The organism is Oleispirillum naphthae, from assembly GCA_027864655.1.
Lineage (GTDB): Bacteria > Pseudomonadota > Alphaproteobacteria > Rhodospirillales > Rhodospirillaceae > Oleispirillum > Oleispirillum naphthae.
The window spans coordinates 367,695-389,691 of sequence record JAQAZG010000001.1 but is presented as its reverse complement, the minus strand read 5'-3'; the positions used below and the strand labels follow the sequence as shown (position 1 = coordinate 389,691).

Below are 21,997 nucleotides of genomic sequence, written 5' to 3'. Positions count from 1 at the left end.
CCCGCCCCCGGCATTTTTGCGAGGAGGCCGCCATGTTGACGCTGTTTCATTTCGATCAGGGACTGCTGCGCCAGACCGTGGTGGAGGGCGCGCTCGACTCCCTGCCGGAACAGACGGTGTGGATCGACCTCCTGACGCCGTCGCGGGACGACGAGACGGCGATCTCGCGGCTGCTCAACGTCGATATCCCCACCCACGAGGAAATGCAGGAGATCGAGGTCTCCAGCCGCCTCTACGAGGACGGCGGCGCCCAGGTGATGACCATGCCGGTGCTCACCCGCGCGATGACCGACGAGCCGGAGGCCGCGGCGGTCACCTTCATCCTCGCGGGCAGCCGCCTCCTCACGGTGCGCTATGTCGATCCGCTGCCCTTCGGTATGTTCATCCGCCGCCTCGCCCGCCAGCCCGCCCTGGTCGGCACCGGCGAGGTCGCCCTCGTCGGCCTGCTGGAGCAGATCGCCGACCGCCTCGCCGACGTGCTGGAGAGCGCCACCGCCGATCTCGAGGCGATCTCGCGCGACATCTTCCGCAAGGAGGGGGCGAGCGGCTCCGGCCTCAAGGACATCCTGCAGCGCATCGGCCGCGCCGGCGATCTCGCCACCAAGGCGAAGGACAGCCTTCTCGGCTTGAACCGCCTGCTCCTCTTCCTCGGCGGGCAGACCAGCATCCGCAAGGAGGTGAAGCTGCGCATGAAGACCCTGATGCGCGACGTCACGTCCATCGCCGAGCACGCCACCTTCCTCTCCACCAAGGTGGCCTTCCTGCTCGACGCCACGCTCGGCATGATCAACATCGAGCAGAACAACGTCATCAAGATCCTCACCGTGGCCTCGGTGGCCTTCCTGCCGCCGACCCTGATCGCCAGCATGTACGGCATGAACTTCGCCTTCATGCCGGAGTTGAAATGGCATCTCGGCTATCCGTGGGCACTCGGCCTGATGTTCGCTTCCGCAGCGATTCCGTTCCTCTACTTCCGCCGAAAGAAGTGGTTGTAATCCGCCGATAGCGTATCATTCGGAAGTTTCTTTTTTAAAAGCGTGAAACCGGCGCAACGACGCCGGACTATCCGATATGGAGGAATCACCGTGTCTCAAGGCACCTCGCAGAAGAAACCCGGTCCGTTGGGGATGTGGAACGCCATTCCCCTGTGGCAGAAGATTCTCGCCGGCCTCGTTCTGGGCCTGATCGTCGGTCTGGTGTTCGGCAAGTCGGCGGCGGCGGTCAAGCCGATCGGCACCGCGTTCATTTCCGGCATCAAGATGCTGATCGTGCCGCTGGTTTTCGTTTCCCTGGTCAGCGGCGTGACCTCGATGCGCGACCCGGCGAAGATGGGCCGCGTCGGCATCAAGACCATCGTTCTCTACCTCCTCACCACCGCCGTCGCGATCACCATCGGTCTGGCGCTCGGCACCGTTATGGCTCCCGGCGCCGGGGTGGACATGGGCGCGGCCAAGGCGGTGGCGCCCAAGGCGGCCCCGTCCCTGGTGGACACCTTCGTTGCCCTCATCCCGACCAACCCGATCGAGGCGATGAGCAAGGGCAACGTGCTGCAGGTGATCTTCTTCGCCATCCTGTTCGGCCTGGCGATCAACATGTCGGGCAAGCCCGGCGAAAAGGTGCGCGACGCCTTCAATGCCCTGGCGGAAGTGATCTACAAGCTCACCGCCATCGTCATCTGGTTCGCCCCCTTCGGCGTGTTCGCGCTGATGGCGTGGACCGCGGGCACCTATGGCCTCGACCTGCTGCTGCCGCTGGCGATGGTGATCGTCGCCGTCTACCTCGGCTGCATCCTGCATGCGCTTCTGGTCTACGGCCTCGCCATCCGCGCGGTGGGGCTCAACCCGCTGAAGTTCTACAAGGGCATCGCCGAGGCGGCCACCGTCGCCTTCACCACCACCTCGAGCTCCGGCACCCTGCCGGTGACGATGTCCTGCGCGCAGAAGAACCTGGGCATTTCCCAGGGCGTGTCGGGCTTCGTGCTGCCGCTCGGGGCCACCGTCAACATGGACGGCACGGCGCTCTACCAGGGCGTCTGCGCGCTGTTCGTGGCGCAGGTGTTCGGCGTGCACCTGTCGGGCGGAGACTACGTCACCATCATCCTCACCGCGACGCTGGCCTCCATCGGCACCGCGGGCGTGCCGGGCGCGGGCCTGATCATGCTCTCCCTGGTGCTGTCCTCGGTCGGCCTGCCGCTCGAGGGCGTGGCGATCATCGCGGGCATCGACCGCGTGCTCGACATGGCGCGCACCTCGCTCAACGTCGTCGGCGACGGCATGGTCGCCACCCTGGTGGCGAAGTCGGAGGGCGAGCTCGATCTCGCGGTGTTCAACAGCGGCCGCGACGCCCTGGGCGAGCTGGAAGAAGCCTAGGCTTCGAGGTCCTGCAAAATCTTGCGGAAGGCGGCGCTTTGCGCCGCCTTTTGATTTTCGTCCATCGGTTCGCGGCTGCCCGCGCCCCATACCGGGCCGGGCCAGGCGGCATCGCCCGCCCGCCGCGCCACGATGTGGACGTGCAACTGCGTCACGATGTTGCCGAGCGCGCCGATGTTGATCTTGTCCGCGGCGAAGGCGGGCTTCATCGCCGCGCCGAGGCGGCAGGCGAGGTCCAGCACGGCGCGGCGCTCCGCCTCCGGCAGGTCGAACAACTCGGCCGCACCGGGATGTTCCGGCACCAGCAGCAGCCAGGGAAAGCGCGCATCGTCGAGCATGCGCACCTGGCAGCCGCCGATCCCGGCGAGGCACAGGCTGTCGGCGGCGAGGCGCGGGTCGAGTTCGAAGGGCATCGCGGAATCTCCGGCACGAAAAAAGGCGCGCCGCGAGAGTACGCGGCGCGCCATCCGGCGGAAAGCGGAATCACTCGTCGGTGCCGGCGATCTCCGGCAGGTGGTTTTCCTGCCACAGGGCGTTGAGGATGCCGAAGAAACAGGCCAGTCCGACGCCCAGAACCCAAGAGAAGTACCACATGGTTCGCTCCGTTCTCAGTAGAGGCTCTTGTTGCCTTTTTCGATGTGCTGCGCCGTCAGCTTGCCGCGCAGCACGTGGAAGATGAAGCTGGTGTAGCCGAGCACGATCGGCACGAAGATCAGCGCGCACACCGCCATGACGAACAGGGTGCGGTGGCTGGAAGAGGAGTCCCACACCGTCAGGCTGGCGTTGGGCGCGAGGCTGGAGGGCATGATGAACGGGAACAGGCTGACCCCGGCGGTGAGGATCACCCCGGCGATGCCCGCCGCGCTGGCGATGAAGGCGAGGCCCTCATGGCGCAGCTTGGCGAGCAGGGCGGCGCCGAACAACCCAGCGATGCCGAGAAGCGGCGCGATTGCCGCGGCCGGATACTTGACGTAGACCGAGGTCCACAGGCCGACGCCGGTGGTCACGGTCTTCAGCAGCGGGTTGGACGGCCCGGAAGGATCCACCGGCGAGGTGATGGCGTAGCCGGAAATCCCCGAGGCGATCCATAAGCCCCCGAGGATGAAGAACGCGGCGGACACCGGGGCCAGCAGCATGGTGGCCTTGCGGGCGCGTTCGCGCACCGGGCCGTCGCTCTTCAGCGCGAGGTAGGAGCCGCCGTGCGCGGCGAGCATGGTGAGGCTGACGATCCCGGCGAGCAGGCCGAACGGGTTCAAGAGTTCGAACAGGCCGGAGCCCTCGTAGAAGATGCGCTGGTCCGCGTCGATGGTGAAGGGCACGCCGAGCAGCACGTTGCCCACCGCCACGCCGAACACCAGAGACGGCACCGCGCCGCCGATGAACAGCGCATAGTCCCAGTTGCGCCGCCAGCGGGGGGAGGGCAGCTTGTTGCGGAAGTCGAAGCCCACCGGCCGCAGGATCAGCGCGGCCAGCACCAGGAACATCGCGATGTAGAAGCCGGAGAAGGCGGTGGCGTAGATCGGCGGCCAGGCAGCGAAGATCGCCCCCGCGCCGAGGACCAGCCACACCTGGTTGCCGTCCCACACCGGGCCGATGGAGTTGATGGCGATGCGACGCTCGGTGTCGTTCCTGGCGACGAAGGGAAGCAGGGTGGCGACGCCGAGGTCGAAGCCGTCCATGATGGCGAAGCCGATGAGCAAAACGCCGAGAAGAGCCCACCAAAGGAGGCGCAGGATCGAATAGTCGATGAGATCGAACAGCATGGATCACACTCCCTTGGCGGCTTTGGCCGCTTTGGCGGGCTTCGCCGGGGTGAGGCCGAGGGCCTGCACCGGCCCCATCAGCACGTAGCGGCGCATCAGGAACACGTCGATCACCGCCAGCACCGAATAGAACGCGACGAAGCCGAACAGGGTGAAGCCGACCTTGACGGTGGAGATGCTGGACGCGGCGAGGAAGGTGGGCAGCACCCCTTCGATCGCCCAGGGCTGACGCCCGTGCTCGGCGACGAACCAGCCGAGTTCGCAGGAGAGCCACGGCAGCGGCAGGCTGAACAGCAGCAGGGTGAGGAACCACTTCTTATCGAAGGCGAGCTTGGTGGACATGTAGAAGGCGAAGGCGAAGGCGGCGATGAAGTAGAAGCCCAGCCCCACCATCAGGCGGAACGACCAGAACAGCGAGGCGACGTGCGGCACCGTGCTCTCCGCCGCCTTGACCACGGTCGCGGTGTCGGCGGTTTCCGGCGTGTCGGTGTAGCGCTTCAGCAGGAGCGCATAGCCGAGGTCGGCCTTGGACTTGTCGAAGGCGGCGCGCGCCGCGGCGTTGTCCGGGTCGGCGCGCAGCGTCTTGAGCGCGGCGAGCGCGGCCTTGCCGTCCTCGATGCGGATCGCGGCATCGGCCACCAGGTCCTTGATGCCGGGCAGCGGCGTGTCGATGGAGCGCGTCGCGATCAGCCCCATCAGCCAGGGAATGCGCACCGCGAAACGGGTTTCCTGCGCGTCCTGGTCGGGCAAGCCGATGAGGGTGAAGCTCGCGGGCGCGGGTTCGCTCTCCCACATGCCTTCGATCGCGGCGAGCTTCATCTTCTGGTGTTCGGTGACGGTGTAGCCGCTTTCGTCGCCCAGCACCACCACCGACAGGGCGGAGGCGAGGCCGAACGCCGAGGCGACGATGAAGGACCGTTGCGCAAAGGCGACATGGCGCTTGCGCAGCAGGTACCACGCGCTGATCGACAGCACGAACATCGCGCCGGTGACGTATCCGGCGGAGACGGTGTGGACGAACTTCGCCTGCGCCACCGGGTTGAAGATGATGTCGTAGAACGAGGTCAGCTCCATGCGCATGGTGCGGAAGTTGAACTCGGAGCCCGTGGGGTTCTGCATCCAGCCGTTGGCGATGAGAATCCACAACGCCGAGAGGTTGGAGCCGATCGCCACCAGCCAGGTGGCGAGCAGGTGGCCGCGTTTGCTGAGCTTATCCCAGCCGAAGAAGAACAGGCCGACGAACGAGCTTTCGAGGAAGAACGCCATCAGACCTTCGATGGCCAGCGGCGCGCCGAAAATGTCGCCGACGTAATGGGAGTAATACGACCAGTTGGTGCCGAACTGGAATTCCATGGTGATGCCGGTAGCCACCCCCATGGCGAAATTGATGCCGAACAGCTTGCCCCAGAACTGCGTCATCTCCTTCCAGATGGTCTTGCCGGTCATCACGTAGACGCTCTCCATGATCGCAAGCAAGAGGGAGAGGCCGAGGGTGAGGGGCACGAAGAGGAAATGATACATCGCCGTCATGGCGAATTGCAGGCGGGACAGATCGACGACGCTGGACTCGATCATGGATGGTCTCCTTCGGTGTCTCCGGCGATCGACGGAGCGGGCGCGGAGACGAATTTCTCCGCAACCTCGCCGGGGACGACATGGTGGATCATCGGGCCGAACCAGAAGATCCGGGCGCAGACGATGATCGCGATCTTCAACAGGATGAGCGGCGCGATCGCCTTGGCGAGGCGCGACCGCGGCCGGAACACATTGCCCAGGGCGATACCGAGTACGGACAGCACGCGGACCATGACAATCCTCTCCCCCGGATTTTTACCCTACGCTAATGCTTGGGTATTCACGAGACATTGATGGATATCAATTTTCACGAAAATTCCCAGGCTGTGCCCCTACTAGACGGCAAATATCGAACGGTTTCAAGTTGCGCTTTCGCATATTCCCGAGAAATTCCATAAGGGATTTGAGGGCTTTCCTTTTTGCACATATAGGCCGCCCTCGCGGCGCGAAAAGGGGTCAGCTTCCGGAAGGGGAGAGTCCCCAGGAGTCGGCGAATCCGCGGTAGAGCTCCGGCTCGCGCGGCACCGCGCCGTGGCGGCCGACGATGGCGGAGGCGAAGGACTGGGCGCGCGCCAGGGTGACGGCGAGGTCCCAACCGCGCGCCAGGCCGAGGATGAGCGCCGCGGAGAAGGCGTCTCCGGCTCCTACCGGATCGACGATGCGCGCGGCGGCGGGCGGCGGCGGGGCGAGCGTCTCTCCCGCGGCGTTCACCGCGATGCAGCCCTGCGCGCCCAGGGTGACGACCACGAGGTCGAGTCCGTGGGCGGTTATCCACGCCCGCGCGCGGGTGGGAATGTCACCGCCCGCGGGGGCGAGCGCGTCCAGCTCTTCGGCGTTGAGCTTCACCCAGCGGGCCTCGGCGATGAGGCGGCGGGCCTCCGGGATGGTCCACCACGGGGCGCGCAGGTTGACGTCGAGGAACACCGGCGCGCCGGTGAAGCGGCGCAGGGTGTCGAATCCGGCGCGGCTGCCGGTGCCGCGCAGCGCCAGCGTGCCGTGATAGAGCAGCGCCGCGTCGGAAAGCGGCGGCAGCGCCTCGGGGCGGATCGCATCGAAGGCGGCGTTGGGCGGAATGGCGTAGTGCGGCTCGCCGTCGGCCATGGCGACGTCCACCGCGCCGGTGGGGCGCTGCGGGTCTTCCTGCAGGCCGGAATCGTCCATCCCCCAGGCGCGCATCGCGGCGCGCACCTCGCGCCCCGGCGCGTCTGCGCCGATGCGTGAAATGAGGAGCGGCCGCGCGCCGAAGGCGTGGAGATGCCAGGCGACGTTGAACGGCGCGCCGCCGAGCACGGAGGAGCCGTCGGGGAAGCGGTCGAACAGGACCTCGCCGAAGATCAGGGGAGAAGCGGTCATGTCCTCGTCTCCGCGTCAGGGGTCCATCCAGGCGGCGCTCTCGGGGAAGAAGTGCGCCAGACCCTCGAGAATGCCCGCGGCGTAGTTGCCGTTCATGCCGAGAAAATCGCCGCGCGCCATGTAGAGGATATCGGATTTTCCGGCGGCATGCGCCAGCCGCCGCGCCTCGGCGCGCACCGTCTCGGCGGCGTTGGCGACGAGAACCGCGGGGAACGGTCCGGTGAGCGCCGCGAGGTCGTTGCCGGAATCCCCGGCGAAGAGCACGCGTTGCGGCGGGACGCCGCGCTTGCGCATCAGAAACTCCACGGCGCCCTGCTTGGTGGCGCGCGCGGGCAGCACGTCCATCAGGCCGATCGGGCCGGTCTCGTCGATGCTCCACACCACCTCGGCGGAAACCCCGAGGGCATCGAGCCGCGCCCGCGCGGCGGCGGTGAGCGCCGCGGCGTCGGCATCCGGCGGCGCGGTGTAGCACAGCTTGAACGGCCCCTGGCGGTCCTCGGCCTGCGGCGTCAGGGCGGCCAGCCCGGCGAGCGCAGCGGCGATCTCCGCGGGGGTGCGGCCGCGCCAGTCGCGGGCGATCTCGGCGCGCCAGTCCTCCCACGCGCGCCACAGGCCGCGCGGTCCGACGTCGTAGATGGTGGTGCCGACGTCGGCGACCACCACATCCGGCGGCGGCAGGCTCCAGCGCGCCATCGCCCGTTCCACCAGGGCGCGGGAGCGTCCGGTGACGTAGGCGAGGCTCACCTCCGGCCGCGCCGCGACGCGGCGGAAGCGCGGCAGGGCGGCGGGGTCGTCCGGCTGCGGGCCGTTGGGCAGCAGGGTGCGGTCGAGATCGCAGCAGAGCAGCAGCGGCAGGCTCACGGGGTTTCCTCCTTCTGCGGCGCGGGCTCCGCCGCCTCGGCGGCGGGGGCGGGGAAGGCGCAGGCGCCGAAGAAGTCGAAGGCCGCAATCGCCTCGAGAATGCCCGCGGCGTGCTTGCCCTCGGGGCGGAACACCCGGTCGAGTTCGGCGAGGCTTTCGAGTTCGTCGTCGTGGCGGTCGGCGACGATCACCGCCAGCGTGTTGCCGCGCATCATGTTGGCGTCGCTGCCCGAGCCGCCCGCCACCAGGATGCGCTCCAGCGGAATGTCGAGCTGGTGCGCCGCATAGCGCAGCGCCATGCCCTTGCCGGCGCGGCTGGGCAGGATGTCGAGGAACTGCCCGTACGAGAGCACCGGGTTGACCGTCAGTTCCGCCTGGTAGAACAGGCTTTGCAGGTCCTCGAACTTCGGCGCCACCGTGCCGTCGTAGTAGTAGCTGACCTTGTAGAAGGTCTGCTGATTCTGCGGTTGCAGGGTGACGCCGTCGATCCCGGCGAGGATGCGGCGTACCGCGCGCGGGTTCCACTGGTGGTCGATGTGGCGTTCCCACCAGTTGTCGGGCAGAAGCCGCGGGCCGTAGTGGATCTCGGTGCCGAGCGCGGTGATCAGGATGTCCGGCGCGGGGATGCCGTGGCGGCGGATCACCCGCAGCGCGGAATCGAGAGGCCGCCCGGTGGCGATGCCGAAGGCGGCGTCCTTGCGGTTGGCGCGCAACAGTTCGCAGAGCCGCGTCAGGCTTTCGCCGTCGCCGATCAGCACCTGGTCGAGATCGGCGATCAGCGCGCGGTCGGCATAGACGCTGTGGCGGCGTACCGCGGGGCGCGCCTCCGCGGCCTTGCCGACCAGAGGCAGGATGCGGTGGACATAGGTGTCGGCGTGCGCCGCCCAGGAATAGTGGTGCGCCACGTTGACCAGGCCGTTGTCGCGCAGCCGCCGCCACTCCTTGGGCGAGAAGAGGAGGGCGCGTAGCGCCCGGCCGATGTCGGCGGGGTCGAGCGGATCGACGAGCAGGCCGTTGTCGCAGTTGCGGATGATGTCGGTGGGGCCGCCGTCGTGGGTGGCGACGAGCGGCAGGCCGCTCGCCGCCGCCTCCAGCAGGGTGAGGCCGAAGGGCTCGGTGAGCGCCGGGTTGACGAACACCCCCTTGCTCGCGGCGGCGAGGCGGTACATCAGCGGCACCTCGGTGACCGATTTGGGCATGGCGATCGAGCCGTAGAGGTCGTGGCGGTCGATGGCGAGGAGAAGGTCCTTCAGCACCTCGCGCGAGCCTTCGTCCATGTCGCGGATGTCGTCGCGGGTGCCGGGCACGATCACCAGATTGGCGCGTGCCCGGAGCTTCGGCTCGTTGCCGAAGGCTTCCACCAGGGCGGGCAGGTTCTTGCGCTCGTCGGGGCGCGCGATGGCGAGCACCATGGGTTTTTTCGGCCTGCGCAGGAAGCGGCCGATCTCCGCGGCGAGCGGGGTTTCCGCCTCGTCGCCCTCGGGCGGGTGGAAGCGGGTGAGGTTGACGCCGGGCGGGATCACCGCCATGCCGTCGGGGTGGTAGCAGTCGTAGAGCTCGTACTGCTCGGTCACCTCGTTGTGGGTGCTGGCGATCACCAAGTCGGCGGTGGAGAGGGTTTTCTCCTCCGCTTCGATGCGCCGCTGCATCGCATAGCGTGTCTCGATGTCCTCGCCGTCCATGCCCGCGGCGAGCAGGCGCAGGCGCTTCACCCGGCCGAGCGAATGCCCGGTGTGCACCAGCGGGCGGCCGAACAGGCGGGCCAGCCGCACCCCCACATAGCCCGCGTCGGCATAATGGCTGTGAATGACGTCGGGCAGGCGGTCTTGTTCGCGCAGGAACTCGGCGGCGGTGTCGGCCATGCCGTCCAGGTGGTCCCACAGCAGCTCCTTGCGGATGTAGTCCGGCGGTCCCGCCGGGATGCGCACGATGCGCACCCCCGGGGCCACCCGCTCCACCGCCTTGGCGTAGTCGGCATCGACAGCGGGATCGTCGATCCGGCGGGTGAGCAGATCGACGCGTTCCACCTCGGGGTGCTTGCCGAGCGCGCGGGCGAGCTCCACCACGTAGAGCGTCTGCCCGCCGGTGTCGGCGTCGCGGCCGAGTTCCAGGTCGCGGCCGCGGATCAGGCCGTGCAGGCTCAAGTGCAGGACGTACAGGCCCTGTGCCATCGGATTTGCCTCCAGGCGGTCAGGTGGCGGCGAGAAGCACCGCCAGTTGATAGGGCGCGAGTTGCATCTGCTCGGTAGCGACGATGATCTTGCCGGCGAGGATGTCGGTGACCGTCTTGCGCAGCCCCAGGGTGCGCAGACGCCGTGCCGAGATCACTTGTTCCTCCTCGGTGAAGTTGGCGAGCACCAGCATGCTCTGGTTCTCGTGGCGGCGGAAATAGCCGAACACGTGGGCGTTGCCGGTGTTGACGATCTCGGTGTCGGCGCGGGTAAAGGCGAGGTTCTGCTGGCGGATCTGGAACAGCCGCAACAGCCCGAGGAAGATGCGCCCCTCGATGGTGGTGCGGTCGTGACGGCGCTCGGCGCGTTCCCAGTCGGTCTTCAGGCGGTGCGCCCAGCGGGAATCGCCCACCAGCGCCGGGTCCTTCTCGTAGCCGTAGTCGTTGGTCACGCCCAGTTCGTCGCCGAGGTAGAGCAGGGGGATGCCGCCGATGGTGAGGACGACGCCGTAGAGCAGCAGGATGCGGTCCACGGCGAGGGATACCTCCGCCTCGTCGCCCCCGGCCAGCGCCGCCTCCAGCCCGGCGAGCGAGGCGGTGGTGCCGGAGATGCGCATGTCGCCGGTCTCCGGATTGTCCTGGAACGGCAAACCGCGTGCGAAGCTGTCCTTGAAGTTTCCGGTGTAGAACGCGTTGAGGAAGCGGCGGTGGTCGAAGGCGTTGATGCTGAGGTCGTGCGCGTCGTCGTCGGAGAACACCCAGCCGATATCGTCGTGACAGCGCACGTAGTTGACCCAGGCGCAATCCGGCGGCAGGGCGAAGCGCTTTTCCATGGCGCTTTGCAGCAGCGCCACGTTGCGGGTGGCCAGGGTGTTCCACAGCAGCGCCATCAGTTGCGGATTGTAGGAGAGCTGGCACTCTTCGCGGTGGATGTACTTGATCACCTCGTCGGGGTGGACGATCGCCTCGGAGAGGAAGAGCAGCGCGGGCGCGGCGATCTGCACCAGGGCGTTGAACGCCTGCACCACCACGTGCGCCTCGGCGAGGTTTTCGCACGGCGTGCCCTCGCGCTTCCACACGAAGGCGACGGCGTCGAGACGGAGGATTTCCACGCCGACGTTGGCGAGCGCCAGCATCTCGCCGCCCATGGCGTTGAACACCGCCGGGTTCTCGTAGTTCAGATCCCACTGGTAGTTGTGGAAGGTGGTCCACACCCACTTGCCGATGCGGTTGCGGTAGGTGAACGCGCCGGGGTGCTCGTCGGGGAACACCGCGCGCAGGTGCTTTTCGAACACGTCCGGCTCGGTGCGGTCGGGGAACATGCGGTAGAAGGCCTGGTAGTCCTCGTCCCCGGCCAGGGCCTGCTTCGCCCACTCGTGCTCGTCGGAGGTGTGGTTGAACACGAAGTCGAGCACCAGGCTGATGCCGTAGTGGCGCAGTTCGGTGGCGAGTTCCGCCATCTCCTCCATGTCGCCGAGCTTGGGGTCGATGTCGCGGTAGCTGGAAATCGCGTAGCCGCCGTCGTCGTCGCCGTCGGGCGAGCGGAAGGGCGGCATCAGGTGGAGGAAGGTGACGCCCATCTCCGAAAGGTAGGGGATGCGGGTGCGCAGCCCGGCGATGTCGCCGGCGAAGAGGTCGATGTAGCACATCGCGCCGACCATGCGCTGGCTCTGGAACCATTGCGGGTCGGCGGCGCGGCTGGCGTCCAGCGCCTTGAGCGCATCGGAGCGGCGCGCCCACGCCTCGGTGGCGGTGATGAGAATCTGTTCCAGGTGATAGAAGAAATCGTAGCGCGATCCATAAAGAGTCAGGAGGGCGCTGAACAGTCTTGGAAAATATCGCTTCAGGCGGTCCGTGTAGGCGCGCCATGCGGCGGCGTCTATGCCGTCGGCAAAGCGGTTTTCCAGGCGCGGCATCAGCCGGGCCAGGGTGATTCTGCTTTGCTCGCTGATCCAGGACTCGTCTTTCTTCCTCGGGGGCAATGGGCGCTCCTTGCGGGTTTCGGTGTTCTCCTTCGCGCAGTATTTGCCCGTCCAGGGTACCCATGGATATGGTGACGAATCAACCCTTTCGCCCGGCGGAAGCGATATTTCTTCCGCCGGGGCGGCCTTTTTTCTTACGCGCCAAGCGCCTGGATGGCGCGCAGATCGTCGGCGGCGGAGGCGCCGATCGGCTTGATGCCGAAGCGCTCGACCAGCACCTTCAGCACCGCGGGGGAGATGAAGGCGGGCAGGCGCGGCCCCAGGCGGATGCCCTTCACCCCCAGGGACAGCAGCGCCAGCAGCACGCACACCGCCTTCTGTTCGTACCACGAGATCACCAGCGACAGCGGCAGGCCGTTGACGTCGGTGCCGAACGCCTCGGCGAGCGCCAGCGCCACCTTGACCGCCGAGAAGCTGTCGTTGCACTGCCCCATGTCGAGCAGTCGCGGCAACCCGGCGACGCTGCCGAGGTCGAGGCCGGTGACGCGGAACTTGCCGCAGCCGAGGGTGAGGATCATCCAGTCCTTGGGGGCCTGCTCGGCGATTTCGGTGAAGTAGTTGCGCCCGGCCATCGCGCCGTCGCAGCCGCCGACCAGCAGGAAGCGCTTGATCTCGCCGCGGCTCACCGCCTCGATCACGGCGTCGGCGACGCCGAGCACCGCGTCGTGGCCGAAGCCGGCGATGTGGGTGCGCGGCGCGGGGTCGTCGGCGGCGAAGCCGGGGGCCGCCTGCGCCGCCGCGATGGCGGCGGAGAAATCCCGCTCCGGCAGGTGCGCGATGCCCGGCCAGCTCACCAGGCTGCGGGTGAACAGGCGGCCGCGGTAGGCGGGTTGCGGCTCCATCAGGCAGTTGGTGGTGATCACGATGGCGCCGGGGAAGGCGGCGAACTCCTCGCGCTGGAGCATCCACGCGCCGCCGTAGTGACCGGCGAGGTGCGGATATTTCTTGAGGCCGGGATAGCCGTGGGCGGGCAGCATCTCGCCGTGGGTGTAGACGTTGATGCCGGTCCCCGCGGTCTGTTCCAGCAGCGCTTCGAGGTCCGGGAGGTCGTGGCCGGAGACCAGGATCGCCTTGCCCTTCACCGCGCCCATGCGCACCGGCGTCGGTTCCGGATGGCCGAAGGCGCCGGTGTTGGCGGCGTCCAGAAGGGCCAGCACCTTCACCGAAACTTCGCCGCAGCGCATGGCGAGGGCGAACAGGCCGTCCACGGTGGGAGCGGGGTCGTTGAGGGCGTCCAGGCCCTCCAGGATGAAGGCGTCCGCCTCGGCATCCGACCGGCCGAGTTCCCGCGCGTGGTGGGCATAGGCGGCGACGCCCTTGAGACCGTAGGTGAGCAGTTCCTGCAACCCGGCGCGGTCCGCGCCGAAACGCGACCGCCGCGAAGCGATGCCGATCGCCTCGCCCTGGGCGGCCAGACCGGCGGTCTCGGCGGCGGGGGCGAAGAGGGCGGCATCGGGCGCGCCCGCCTTGTCCGCGAGCAGGGAGTCGCGCAGCGCGGCGACGGCGCGGATGCGCCGCGCGATGTCCTCCGCATCGAAGTTGACGTTGGTGACGGTGAGGAACAGCGCCTCGCCCGCCACCCCGGCGGCGGCGATGTCGCCCTTCGTCCGCGCCGCATGGGCGAGGCCGCGCGCGGCATAGAGCAGCAGGTCCTGCAGGGCGGCGACCTCGGGGGTCTTGGCGCAGACGCCCTTTTCGGTGCAGGCGATCCCCTTGCGGGTCTGTTCGCATTGATAACAGAACATGGCGGTCATCCTTTTCGGCTTGGCGTTCGGCAAAGAGGGAGCGTTCGCGCCGCGCGGGCGCGTGGTTCGTCCGGGAAAAACGGAAAGGCCGGGAAGGCCTAGTCGGCGGGGTTTCGCATTTTCCACCCCGCATCGGTGAAGGCGCGCACCTTGTCGAGGGTCATGGCGCGCAGGGTTTTCTCGATCTCGTCACGGGCCTGCCCCCAGAACCCGTGCACCGGGCAGGGGTGGTCGTCGGAGCAGCCGGGCAGGCCGAGCAGGCAGCGGCAGCGCCAGCTTGGGCCGTCGATGGCGTCGGCCAGGTCGAACACCGAGATCTCGTGCGCCTTGCGCAGCAGGCGGAGGCCGCCGTTCTGGCCGCGCTTGCCCTCGATGATGCCCGCGGCCTGCAGCTTGGCGAGAATCTTCGCGAGGTAGGGCTTGGGAATGTTGGCGGCGGCGGCGATGTCGGCGGCGAGCGCCAGGGTCTCGCCTTCCGGGTCCATGTGGGCGAGGGCGAGCACCCCGTATCCCACCGATTGCGACAAGGAGAACACGATGCATCACCCCGGAAACGGTTGTTCGACCCTTCCGGTATGGCAAAAAAATACCCGTGGGTCAAATTCAAATATGACCTACGGGTATTTTATTGACCGCCGTCGCCGGAATCAGTCCGGCGGCTGGGTGTTGGTGTCCTCGATGGGATCGGAAAAGGCGATCTTGCAGGGCAGAACGCCCGCCCAGACCGGCAGGTCGTAGTCCTCCGGGTCGTCCACCGGGCCGCCGTGGCGCGCCTTGGCCGAGGCCTCGGCGATCGGGAAGGCGAGGATCATGGTGCCGCGCATCTCCGCTTCCGAGGGCCTGCGTATCTGCGCCCAGCGCCCGGCTTCGATGCGCTCGACGCTCTGCTTCAGCGCCTCCATGCGCTCCGCCTCGTCGGTGACGGCGCGGGCATGGGCGTAGATCACCACCGAGCGGTAGTTCATCGAGTGGTGGAAGGCGGAGCGCGCCATCACCAGCCCGTCGAGCAGGGTGACGGTGAGGCAGGCTTCCTGTCCGTCCATCAGCGCGTTGAACAGGGCGTTGCGGCGCGAGCCGTGGACGTAGAGCTCGTCGCCGATGCGCCAGAAGTAGATCGGCTGGGCGCGCACGCCGCCCTCGACCGTGGCGCTGATCACCGCGGTGTAGGCGTCGTCGAGGATGGCGTTGACCACCTCGCGGTCGTAGGAGGCGCGGCGGGAGAGCCGCTGCACGGTGTTGCGCGGGGTTTGCAGGATCGGCGGAGATTTTTCTTTCGTCGTTTTGCCGTCCATCGCGGCCTCCTCTGGTCGTGGGGTTACGGCGTCTCGCCGTAGCCGAAGGTTTCGGTCACGTAGTCGATGTCCTTGTCGCCGCGGCCGGAGAGGTTGACCAGGATGGTCTTGCCCGGCAGGTCGGGTGCGATGCGCATGGCATAGGCCACGGCGTGCGCGCTTTCCAGCGCGGGAATGATGCCTTCGAGGCGGGACAGCACATAGAACGCATCCAGCGCCTGCTTGTCGTCGGCCCCGTCATAGGTGGCGCGGCCGATCTTCTTGAGGAAGCAGTGCTCGGGGCCGACGCCGGGGTAGTCCAGGCCGCTCGCCAGCGAGTGCACCGGCGCGGGTTCGCCCTTTTCGTCTTGCAGCAGCAGGCACTTGAAGCCGTGGATCATGCCGTCGGTGCCGTAGCTCATGGTCGCGGCGTGCTGGCCGAGCTTGGTGCCGGTGCCGAGAGGCTCGACGCCGCGCAGTTCCACGCCCTCGTCATCGATGAAGCCCATGAAGATGCCCATGGCGTTGGAGCCGCCGCCGACGCAAGCGGTGACGATGTCCGGCAACTCGTCCACCAGTTCGAGGAACTGGGCGCGCGCCTCCTCGCCGACGATCTTCTGGAAGTCGCGCACCATCTTGGGGAAGGGGTGCGGCCCGACCACCGAACCGATGGCGTAGATCGCGTGGTCGGCCTGCTCGAGGTAGGAGATGAAAGCGGAATCCACCGCCTCCTTCAGGGTCTTCGCGCCGAAGGAGACCGGCACCACCTGCGCGCCGAGCAGCTTCATCCGCACCACGTTGGGGTGCTCCTTGGCGATGTCCACCTCGCCCATGTGGATCTCGCAATCCATGCCGAAGTAGGCGGCGGCGGTGGCCAGCGCCACGCCGTGCTGCCCGGCGCCGGTTTCGGCGATCAGCTTGGTCTTGCCCATGTGCTTGGCGAGCAGCGCCTCGGCCATGCAGTGGTTGAGCTTGTGCGCGCCGGAATGGTTCAAATCCTCGCGCTTGAGGTAGATGCGCGCGCCGCCGCATTCGTCGGAGAGGCGGCGGGCATAGGACACCGGAGTCGGACGGCCCTGGAAGTGCTTGCGGATGTAGCGCAACTCGTTCTGGAATTCGGCGGAGATGGACAGCCGGTCGTAGGCGGCGGCGATCTCCTTGAAGTGGGGTTCCAATTGCGGCGGAATGAAAGCGCCGCCGTAGGTGCCGAAGAAGCCGTTGGCGTCCGGCTGTTGTTTTTGATAGCGCGACATCGTTTGTCCTCGAAGACCCGTGGGAAGTGAAGTTTCGTGTTGCCCTACGGTTCTGGCGCAGAACGCGGCGTCGTGCAAGCGCGTCAGGGAAATTCGTAGGCGTCCATCATCAGGCTGCCGAACGTGGCGCTGGTGTGGATGCGCCGCCCCGCGGACTCCGGCGCTGCGGCGGCGAGGGCGGCGAACAGCGGCAGCAGGTGCTCCTCGCTCGGATGGTGAAACGCGGCAAACGGTGCGCGGGCGCGGTAATCGAGCAGCGCTGCGCGGTCGTTGCGCGCGATCGCGGAGTCGATCCAGTCGGCGAAGGCGGCGGCGCGCGGCTCGGCCCCGCCGTCCGCGCCCCAGTCGAGCGCGCCGAGATTGTGGGTGAGCGAGCCGGAGGCGAGGATCATCACGCCTTCCTGCCGCAGCGGCGCGAGCGCCGCGCCGAGTCTTGCGGCATGCGCCGGGCCGAGGCGCGGCTGCACCGAAACCTGGAACACCGGCACGTCGGCCTGCGGGTAGATCAGCATCAGCGGCACCCAGGCGCCGTGGTCGAGGCCGCGCGCCGCGTCGCGCACCGCGGGAAGGCCCGCGGCATCCAGAAGTTCCGTGGCGCGGGCCGCGGCCTGCGGCGCGCCGGGGGCGGGGTAGCGCAGGCGGTACATCTCCTCGGGGAAGCCGCCGAAGTCGTGAATGGTCTTCGGTTGCGCAGCGGTGCCGACGGCGGGCGCGGGCGTGGTCCAGTGCGCGGAGACCACGGCGACGGCCTCGGGGTGGCCGAGGTGCTCCCCCAGTCCGGCGAGGAAGCGCCGCGCCGGGCCGTCGGCGATGGCGAGCGTCGGCGCGCCGTGAGAGACGAACAGGGCGGGGAAGGGGTGCGGCATGGCGGACCTCCGGTAGGGTTTCGGTCTCACCGATGTCGTGTGGGTCGCGTCCGCAACAAAGGGGGCGTGAAGACAACGCATTGTTGCGGAGGCCGCAACGTCAGGCGTCGAGGCGGTAGGTCAGCGCCTTGAGGTAGTCGTTCTGCGGCAACTTGGGGTGCACCGGGTGGTCGCGGTCGGCGCGCGCCGCGCGCAACAGCGTGAAGGACCGCCCGGCATCGGCCAGCCCGCCCTCCACCGCCGCCTTGAACTGCGGCGGGTGCGCATGGTGCGAGCACGACGCCATGAAGAAGAGGCCGCCGGGCCTGGCGCGCACGCAGGCCATGCGCGCGAGCTTGCGGTATCCGGCGAGCCCGGCGGGAATCTTGCGGCGGTCCTTGATGAAGGCGGGCGGGTCCACCACCACGATGTCGAAGCGTTCGCCGTCGTCCGCTTCGGGCGCAAGGAAGGAGAAGACGTCCGCCTCGGTCCAGCGGCAGCGCTCCGCCACGCCGTTCTCCGCCGCGGCGCGGCGGGAGAGGCCGAGCGCCAGGGCGGAGACATCCACCATGCGCACTGCGGCCGCCCCGGCCACGGCGGCGGGCAGGCCGAAGCCGCCGGAGTGGGAATAGAGGTCGAGCACCGAGAGCCCGGCGGCGAGTTCGGCGATGTGGCGGCGGTTGGCGCGCTGGTCGAAGAACCAGCCGGTCTTCTGCCCCTCCACTAGGTCGGCGCGGAAGACCACGCCCTCCTCGATCACCCGCACCGGCCCTTCCGGCAGATCGCCCAGAACCTCCGGCGCGGCGGCAAGGCCCTCCTGCGCGCGGGCGGGAATGTCGTTGCGGAAGACCATGGCGCGCGGCTGCGCCAGCGCCCGCACCGCAGGCAGCCACAGGGGCTTCAGCCGCTCCATGCCCGCGGTGGAAACCTGGATCGACAGCACCTCGCCGTAGCGGTCGATCACCAGCCCGGGCAGGCCGTCGCCCTCCGCGTGCACCCAGCGGTAATGCGGCACGGCAAACAGCTTTTCCCGCTTCGCCAGGGCGCGGTCGAGGCGGCGCTCGAACAGCGCCGCATCCACCGCCGGGTTCGCGCCGGTCGCCAGGATGCGGCCGCAGAGTCCGGTCGCGGGGTTGAAGGTGCCGGCGGCAAGCGGTTTCAGCCGCGCGTCGCAGAAGCGCGCAAGGCAGCCCGGCTCGGCGATGTCGAGCGCCGAGGACCACGCCACGTCGCCCTTGAACACCCAAGGGTATCCTTCGGCGATGCGGCGCGCCGCGGGCTTGGTCAGGATCACCGAAAGGCTGTCGGGATTTCTCATGCGGGTGTCATACAAAGGAACGATCGGCGGCGCAAGTTCCGGGCAAAGGTGTAACGCAGGACACAGAACGCGCCCTATCGGTTCATCTATGCTGGTCGGGTTGATATGATGTGTCGTTTTAGGTGACGCGCAGATAATTTATGGCAACGGGCAGAGTTCCATGCGGTTGACGTTCATCGGTTCCGGCTCGGCGTTCGCGACGATGCCGGGCAATTTCCACAGCAACATGCTGTTCGAGGCGCCCGACCCGGCAAGCGGCGAAACGCGGCGCCTGCTCTTCGATTGCGGCTCCGACGTGCGCTGGGGACTGGCCGCCATGGGGCTGGACTACTCGGCGATCGATGCGGTCTACATCAGCCACCTGCACAACGACCATATCGGCGGCCTGGAGTGGCTGGGCTTCAAGCGCTACTTCCTGGAGCAGGGCGCGCGCATCCCGATGTTCGTGCCCGAGCCGCTGCGCCGCCCGTTGTGGGAGAACTGCCTGAAGGGCGGCATGGAGCTTCTCGACTTCGGGCCCGGCGATCTCTCCAACTTCTTCGACGTCACCGAGGTCGCCACCGACGACGGCTTCACCTGGATGGGCACGCGTTTCTCCCTGGTGCCGCTGGTGCACCTGCGCGCCGGAGGCTACCTGATGTGGTCCTACGGGGTGTTCCTGGAGGGCGCGGCGGGCGGCGTTCTGCTGACCTCCGATTGCCGCTTCGAGCGCGACCGCCTCGACCCCTGGTACGAGCGCGCCGCGCTGATCCTCCAGGATTGCGAAACCCTGCCGCGGCCGACCGGGGCGCACGCCCACTACCGCGATCTTCTCACCCTGCCCACCGGGCTGCGCGGGCGGATGTGGCTCTATCACATCAACTGCCAGGATCGTCCGGACGCGGTGGCGGACGGGTTTCTCGGCTATGTCGCGCCGGGGCAGAGCTTCGACCTCTGAGCCTCAGTCGTCCGCCGGGCCGAACACCGCGGCGCCGTCCGCAAGCTCGCGGGTATCCATGAATCCCAGGCGCTGCCAGCGGCCGCCATGGGCGCGCGCGAAGTCTTCGGACACCACCAGCGGGCAGTTGAGCACCTTGCTCTGGTCCTGCAGGCGCGCCGCGCGGTTGGCCGCCTCGCCGATCACCGTGAACTCCAGCCGCCGCGGCACGCCGATGTTGCCGTAGGTGACCTCCCCCAGGTGCAGGCCGATGCCGAAGTCGATGGGGAAGAGGCCCTTGCCGCCGCGTTCGGCGTTGAGCGCCGCCAGACGTTGCCGCGCCTCCCGCGCCGCCGCCTCGGCGCGCAGGCAGGCGTCCTGGGTCTCGGGGCCGGAGCGTGCGGCGGGAAAAATCGCCAGCGCCGCGTCGCCGATGTAGCGCAGCACCTCGCCGCCGTGGTCGAGCACCGGCTCGGCGACGCAGTCGAAGTAGCGGTTGAGCAGGGAAAGATACTCCGCGCGCGGCAGCAGGGCGGACAGCCGCGTCGAATTGCGCAGGTCGGAGAACCAGATCACCGCGTGGATGTCCAGGCCGTCGCCGCGGCGGATCTGCCCCTTCATCACCCGTTGCCCCGGGGTCTGGCCGAGGTAGGTCTGCATCAGGGTCGTGGTCATCTCTTCCATGATGTAGAGTTCGGCCACATGGGAGAGCGCGGGCATGAAGTCGTCGATGATGGTGAGTTGCTCGGCGGTGAAGCCGCCCGGCACGTCGGTGGCGATGCTGAACGCGCCGTCCGGCGTCGGCAGCCGCAGAAACGACATGCGGAAGCTGGCGAAGTCGGTCATCCCCCGGTCCATCGGGTCGGCCGAGCAGGGGCGGTGCTGGCGTTGCGGGCGGCAGCGCACCGCATGCGCCCCTTCGAAGAAGATCGCGTGCAGCGGGCTGTTGATGAACAGCGGGTCGTCGTCACGCACGTCGTGCGGCACTTCGACCTCGTCCACGCGGTCGCCGTTGTGGTCCCAGGTGACGGCGTAGCCCTTGAATTCCGGGTGCAGCACCGGCGTGGCGATGCGCAGCCGCCGCGCCGGGATGCCGTGCGCGTTGAGCAGTGCGCCGAAGCTGCGGATACCGCCCTGGTCGTCGTCCTTCGGCAGGGCCCAGGCGGCGGTGTTGAGCCAGTCGCGGATCGGATTGTGGGCGAGCACGCAAAACCCCCGGCAAGCGGCGGGCGGAGGGTTCCGTCCCGCGGACAGCGCACGATCATAGCGGCTCGGCGCGGGGGCGTCCAAGCCTCGTGTCGTCGGCCAAGGTTGCGTTTCGGTGAAACCCGGCGGCGCGCCGCTTGATCCGCCGCGCCGCGCCAATATCTCCAAGACGCGGCAGGGAGATGCGCATGATCCGGATTTTCTCGGCGTTTCTGGTGCTCGGCTGCACCGCCTTCGGCGGGCCGGTGGCGCATATCGGGTTCTTCCGCGAGGCGTTCGTGACGCGCCGCGCCTGGCTTTCTCCCGCCGCCTTCGCCGACCTCGTGGCGCTGTGCCACGTGCTGCCCGGCCCGGCGAGCTCCCAGGTGGGGCTCGGCATCGGCTATCTGCGCGGTGGCGTGCCCGGCGCGCTCGCCGCCTGGGCGGGCTTCACCCTGCCTTCGGCGCTTCTCCTTGCGGCGCTGGCCGTGGGCTTTTCCGCCTTGCCGCCGGACTCCACCGCCGCTGCGGCGCGCGGCCTGGCCTGGGCCGCTGCGGCGGTGGTGGCGCAGGCGGTGCTGCACATGGCGAAGGACCGCGTCCGCCGCGCCGCCGATGCGCCGCTTCTTCTCGCCGCTGCGGCGCTCGCCTGGGTGTGGCCGGGCGTCGGCGGGCAGATTGCGGCGCTCGCCCTCGGCGCGGCCTGGGGCATCGCCTTCGCCGCCGCGCCGCAGGCCGAGGCCGCGGCGGATGCGCCGCCGCCGCGTTTCGCCTGGCTGTGGCTCGCGGCGTGGGCCGCGCTGCTCGCCCTGCTGCCGCTGCTGGCGGCGGGGGCGGGGCGCTGGGCGTCCCTCGCCGACCGCTTCTACCGCGTCGGCAGCCTGGTGTTCGGCGGCGGCCACGTGGTGCTGCCGCTGCTGAAGGCGGAGTGGGTGGATGCGGGGCTGCTGCCCGCCGAGACCTTCCTCGCCGGATACGGCGCGGCGCAGGCGGTGCCCGGACCGCTGTTCACCCTGGCCGCCTATCTCGGCGCGGCGCTTGCGCCCGATGCGCCGTGGCGCGGCGCGGCGGTGGCCCTGGTCGCGGTGTTCCTCCCCTCGGCGCTGCTGGTGTTCGGCATCCTGCCCTATGCGGCGCGGCTGCGCCGTTCCGCGCGCGTGGCGCGGGCGCTTTCCGGCGTCAACCTGGCGGTGGTGGGTCTGCTCGCCGCCGCCTGGGTGAATCCGGTGTGCGCCGCGGCGGTGCGCGGCTGGCCCGATGCGGCGGCGGTGGCCGCGGGATTCGCGCTGCTGCTCAGCCGCCGCGTGCCGGTGCCGCTGCTGGTGGCGGTTCTGGCGGCGGTGGCCGCGGCGTTTCCGTTTTGATTTCGTAACGACAGTCTGCGTCCGCAG

The 21,997-nt window shown here is 68.6% G+C and carries 20 protein-coding genes; 4 read left to right on the top strand and 16 right to left on the bottom strand.

Annotated features, from left to right (window positions below):
* Positions 1-32: 32 nt before the first annotated feature.
* Positions 33-995: a magnesium transporter CorA family protein gene (locus O7R11_RS01815; protein ID WP_337995761.1), complete on the top strand. Its 963-nt coding sequence runs from the start codon at positions 33-35 to the stop codon at positions 993-995.
* A 90-nt stretch (positions 996-1,085) separates the two neighbouring features.
* Positions 1,086-2,369, top strand: a complete 1,284-nt coding sequence (locus O7R11_RS01810; RefSeq protein ID WP_337995760.1) for a dicarboxylate/amino acid:cation symporter — start codon at positions 1,086-1,088, stop codon at positions 2,367-2,369.
* On the opposite strand, the gene O7R11_RS01805 is transcribed toward O7R11_RS01810, so the two are convergent.
* From O7R11_RS01805 to O7R11_RS01735, 15 genes are all read right to left on the bottom strand, one after another.
* On the bottom strand, positions 2,366-2,782 hold the full coding sequence (locus tag O7R11_RS01805; protein WP_337995759.1) for an HIT family protein: 417 nt from the start codon (positions 2,780-2,782) through the stop codon (positions 2,366-2,368). The genes O7R11_RS01810 and O7R11_RS01805 overlap by 4 nt on opposite strands.
* Positions 2,783-2,852: 70 nt before the next feature.
* The gene (cydX, locus tag O7R11_RS01800) at positions 2,853-2,963 is read right to left on the bottom strand and encodes a cytochrome bd-I oxidase subunit CydX (RefSeq protein WP_337995758.1); all 111 of its coding nucleotides are present in this window, start codon (positions 2,961-2,963) and stop codon (positions 2,853-2,855) included.
* Positions 2,964-2,977: 14 nt separating this feature from the next.
* Positions 2,978-4,132, bottom strand: coding sequence for a cytochrome d ubiquinol oxidase subunit II (gene cydB, locus O7R11_RS01795; protein ID WP_337995757.1), 1,155 nt, complete (start codon positions 4,130-4,132; stop codon positions 2,978-2,980).
* Between the two features lie 3 nt (positions 4,133-4,135).
* On the bottom strand, positions 4,136-5,707 hold the full coding sequence (locus O7R11_RS01790) for a cytochrome ubiquinol oxidase subunit I (protein WP_337995756.1): 1,572 nt from the start codon (positions 5,705-5,707) through the stop codon (positions 4,136-4,138).
* Positions 5,704-5,940, bottom strand: a complete 237-nt coding sequence (locus O7R11_RS01785; protein ID WP_337995755.1) for a hypothetical protein — start codon at positions 5,938-5,940, stop codon at positions 5,704-5,706. Before O7R11_RS01785 ends, O7R11_RS01790 begins: the two co-directional genes overlap by 4 nt.
* 223 nt (positions 5,941-6,163) lie before the next feature.
* Entirely contained in the window at positions 6,164-7,060 is an 897-nt protein-coding gene (locus O7R11_RS01780) for a PfkB family carbohydrate kinase (RefSeq protein ID WP_337995754.1), read from the bottom strand.
* A 15-nt stretch (positions 7,061-7,075) separates the two neighbouring features.
* Entirely contained in the window at positions 7,076-7,921 is an 846-nt protein-coding gene (locus O7R11_RS01775; RefSeq protein ID WP_337995753.1) for an HAD-IIB family hydrolase, read from the bottom strand.
* The gene (locus tag O7R11_RS01770) at positions 7,918-10,092 is read right to left on the bottom strand and encodes an HAD family hydrolase (protein ID WP_337995752.1); all 2,175 of its coding nucleotides are present in this window, start codon (positions 10,090-10,092) and stop codon (positions 7,918-7,920) included. Before O7R11_RS01770 ends, O7R11_RS01775 begins: the two co-directional genes overlap by 4 nt.
* Positions 10,093-10,111: 19 nt before the next feature.
* Entirely contained in the window at positions 10,112-12,073 is a 1,962-nt protein-coding gene (locus O7R11_RS01765; protein ID WP_337995751.1) for an amylosucrase, read from the bottom strand.
* A 134-nt stretch (positions 12,074-12,207) separates the two neighbouring features.
* Positions 12,208-13,818, bottom strand: a complete 1,611-nt coding sequence (hcp, locus tag O7R11_RS01760) for a hydroxylamine reductase (protein ID WP_337995750.1) — start codon at positions 13,816-13,818, stop codon at positions 12,208-12,210.
* Between the two features lie 98 nt (positions 13,819-13,916).
* Positions 13,917-14,354, bottom strand: coding sequence for an RrF2 family transcriptional regulator (locus O7R11_RS01755; protein WP_337995749.1), 438 nt, complete (start codon positions 14,352-14,354; stop codon positions 13,917-13,919).
* Between the two features lie 111 nt (positions 14,355-14,465).
* Complete coding sequence (locus tag O7R11_RS01750; protein WP_337995748.1) at positions 14,466-15,110, bottom strand: pyridoxamine 5'-phosphate oxidase family protein; 645 nt, start codon at positions 15,108-15,110, stop codon at positions 14,466-14,468.
* Between the two features lie 23 nt (positions 15,111-15,133).
* Positions 15,134-16,342 (bottom strand): tryptophan synthase subunit beta, encoded by a 1,209-nt coding sequence (gene trpB / locus O7R11_RS01745; protein WP_337995747.1) that lies wholly within the window; start codon positions 16,340-16,342, stop codon positions 15,134-15,136.
* Positions 16,343-16,425: 83 nt separating this feature from the next.
* Entirely contained in the window at positions 16,426-17,208 is a 783-nt protein-coding gene (locus tag O7R11_RS01740) for a DODA-type extradiol aromatic ring-opening family dioxygenase (RefSeq protein WP_337995746.1), read from the bottom strand.
* A 100-nt stretch (positions 17,209-17,308) separates the two neighbouring features.
* Positions 17,309-18,505 carry a class I SAM-dependent rRNA methyltransferase gene (locus tag O7R11_RS01735; RefSeq protein ID WP_337995745.1) on the bottom strand — a complete coding sequence of 399 codons (1,197 nt, stop codon included), beginning with the start codon at positions 18,503-18,505 and terminating at the stop codon, positions 17,309-17,311.
* Positions 18,506-18,665: 160 nt separating this feature from the next.
* Here O7R11_RS01735 and O7R11_RS01730 point away from each other — a divergent pair, with 160 nt between their 5' ends.
* Positions 18,666-19,442, top strand: a complete 777-nt coding sequence (locus O7R11_RS01730; RefSeq protein WP_337995744.1) for an MBL fold metallo-hydrolase — start codon at positions 18,666-18,668, stop codon at positions 19,440-19,442.
* A gap of 3 nt (positions 19,443-19,445) precedes the next feature.
* Here O7R11_RS01730 and O7R11_RS01725 read toward each other — a convergent pair whose 3' ends face one another.
* Complete coding sequence (locus tag O7R11_RS01725) at positions 19,446-20,627, bottom strand: adenylate/guanylate cyclase domain-containing protein (RefSeq protein ID WP_337995743.1); 1,182 nt, start codon at positions 20,625-20,627, stop codon at positions 19,446-19,448.
* Between the two features lie 188 nt (positions 20,628-20,815).
* On the opposite strand from O7R11_RS01725, the gene chrA reads away from it, so the two are divergent.
* Positions 20,816-21,970 carry a chromate efflux transporter gene (gene chrA, locus O7R11_RS01720; protein WP_337995742.1) on the top strand — a complete coding sequence of 385 codons (1,155 nt, stop codon included), beginning with the start codon at positions 20,816-20,818 and terminating at the stop codon, positions 21,968-21,970.
* Positions 21,971-21,997: the final 27 nt, after the last annotated feature.

Bases quoted from the DNA above. Each gene is read 5' to 3' on its own strand.
- O7R11_RS01815 (WP_337995761.1), top strand. From the start codon at position 33: ATGTTGACGCTGTTTCATTTCGATCAGGGACTGCTGCGCCAGACCGTG.
- O7R11_RS01805 (WP_337995759.1), bottom strand. From the start codon at position 2,782: ATGCCCTTCGAACTCGACCCGCGCCTCGCCGCCGACAGCCTGTGCCTC.
- cydX (WP_337995758.1), bottom strand. From the start codon at position 2,963: ATGTGGTACTTCTCTTGGGTTCTGGGCGTCGGACTGGCCTGTTTCTTC.
- cydB (WP_337995757.1), bottom strand. From the start codon at position 4,132: ATGCTGTTCGATCTCATCGACTATTCGATCCTGCGCCTCCTTTGGTGG.
- O7R11_RS01790 (WP_337995756.1), bottom strand. From the start codon at position 5,707: ATGATCGAGTCCAGCGTCGTCGATCTGTCCCGCCTGCAATTCGCCATG.
- O7R11_RS01785 (WP_337995755.1), bottom strand. From the start codon at position 5,940: ATGGTCCGCGTGCTGTCCGTACTCGGTATCGCCCTGGGCAATGTGTTC.
- O7R11_RS01780 (WP_337995754.1), bottom strand. From the start codon at position 7,060: ATGACCGCTTCTCCCCTGATCTTCGGCGAGGTCCTGTTCGACCGCTTC.
- O7R11_RS01770 (WP_337995752.1), bottom strand. From the start codon at position 10,092: ATGGCACAGGGCCTGTACGTCCTGCACTTGAGCCTGCACGGCCTGATC.
- hcp (WP_337995750.1), bottom strand. From the start codon at position 13,818: ATGTTCTGTTATCAATGCGAACAGACCCGCAAGGGGATCGCCTGCACC.
- O7R11_RS01750 (WP_337995748.1), bottom strand. From the start codon at position 15,110: ATGGACGGCAAAACGACGAAAGAAAAATCTCCGCCGATCCTGCAAACC.
- trpB (WP_337995747.1), bottom strand. From the start codon at position 16,342: ATGTCGCGCTATCAAAAACAACAGCCGGACGCCAACGGCTTCTTCGGC.
- O7R11_RS01740 (WP_337995746.1), bottom strand. From the start codon at position 17,208: ATGCCGCACCCCTTCCCCGCCCTGTTCGTCTCTCACGGCGCGCCGACG.
- O7R11_RS01735 (WP_337995745.1), bottom strand. From the start codon at position 18,505: ATGAGAAATCCCGACAGCCTTTCGGTGATCCTGACCAAGCCCGCGGCG.
- O7R11_RS01730 (WP_337995744.1), top strand. From the start codon at position 18,666: ATGCGGTTGACGTTCATCGGTTCCGGCTCGGCGTTCGCGACGATGCCG.
- chrA (WP_337995742.1), top strand. From the start codon at position 20,816: ATGATCCGGATTTTCTCGGCGTTTCTGGTGCTCGGCTGCACCGCCTTC.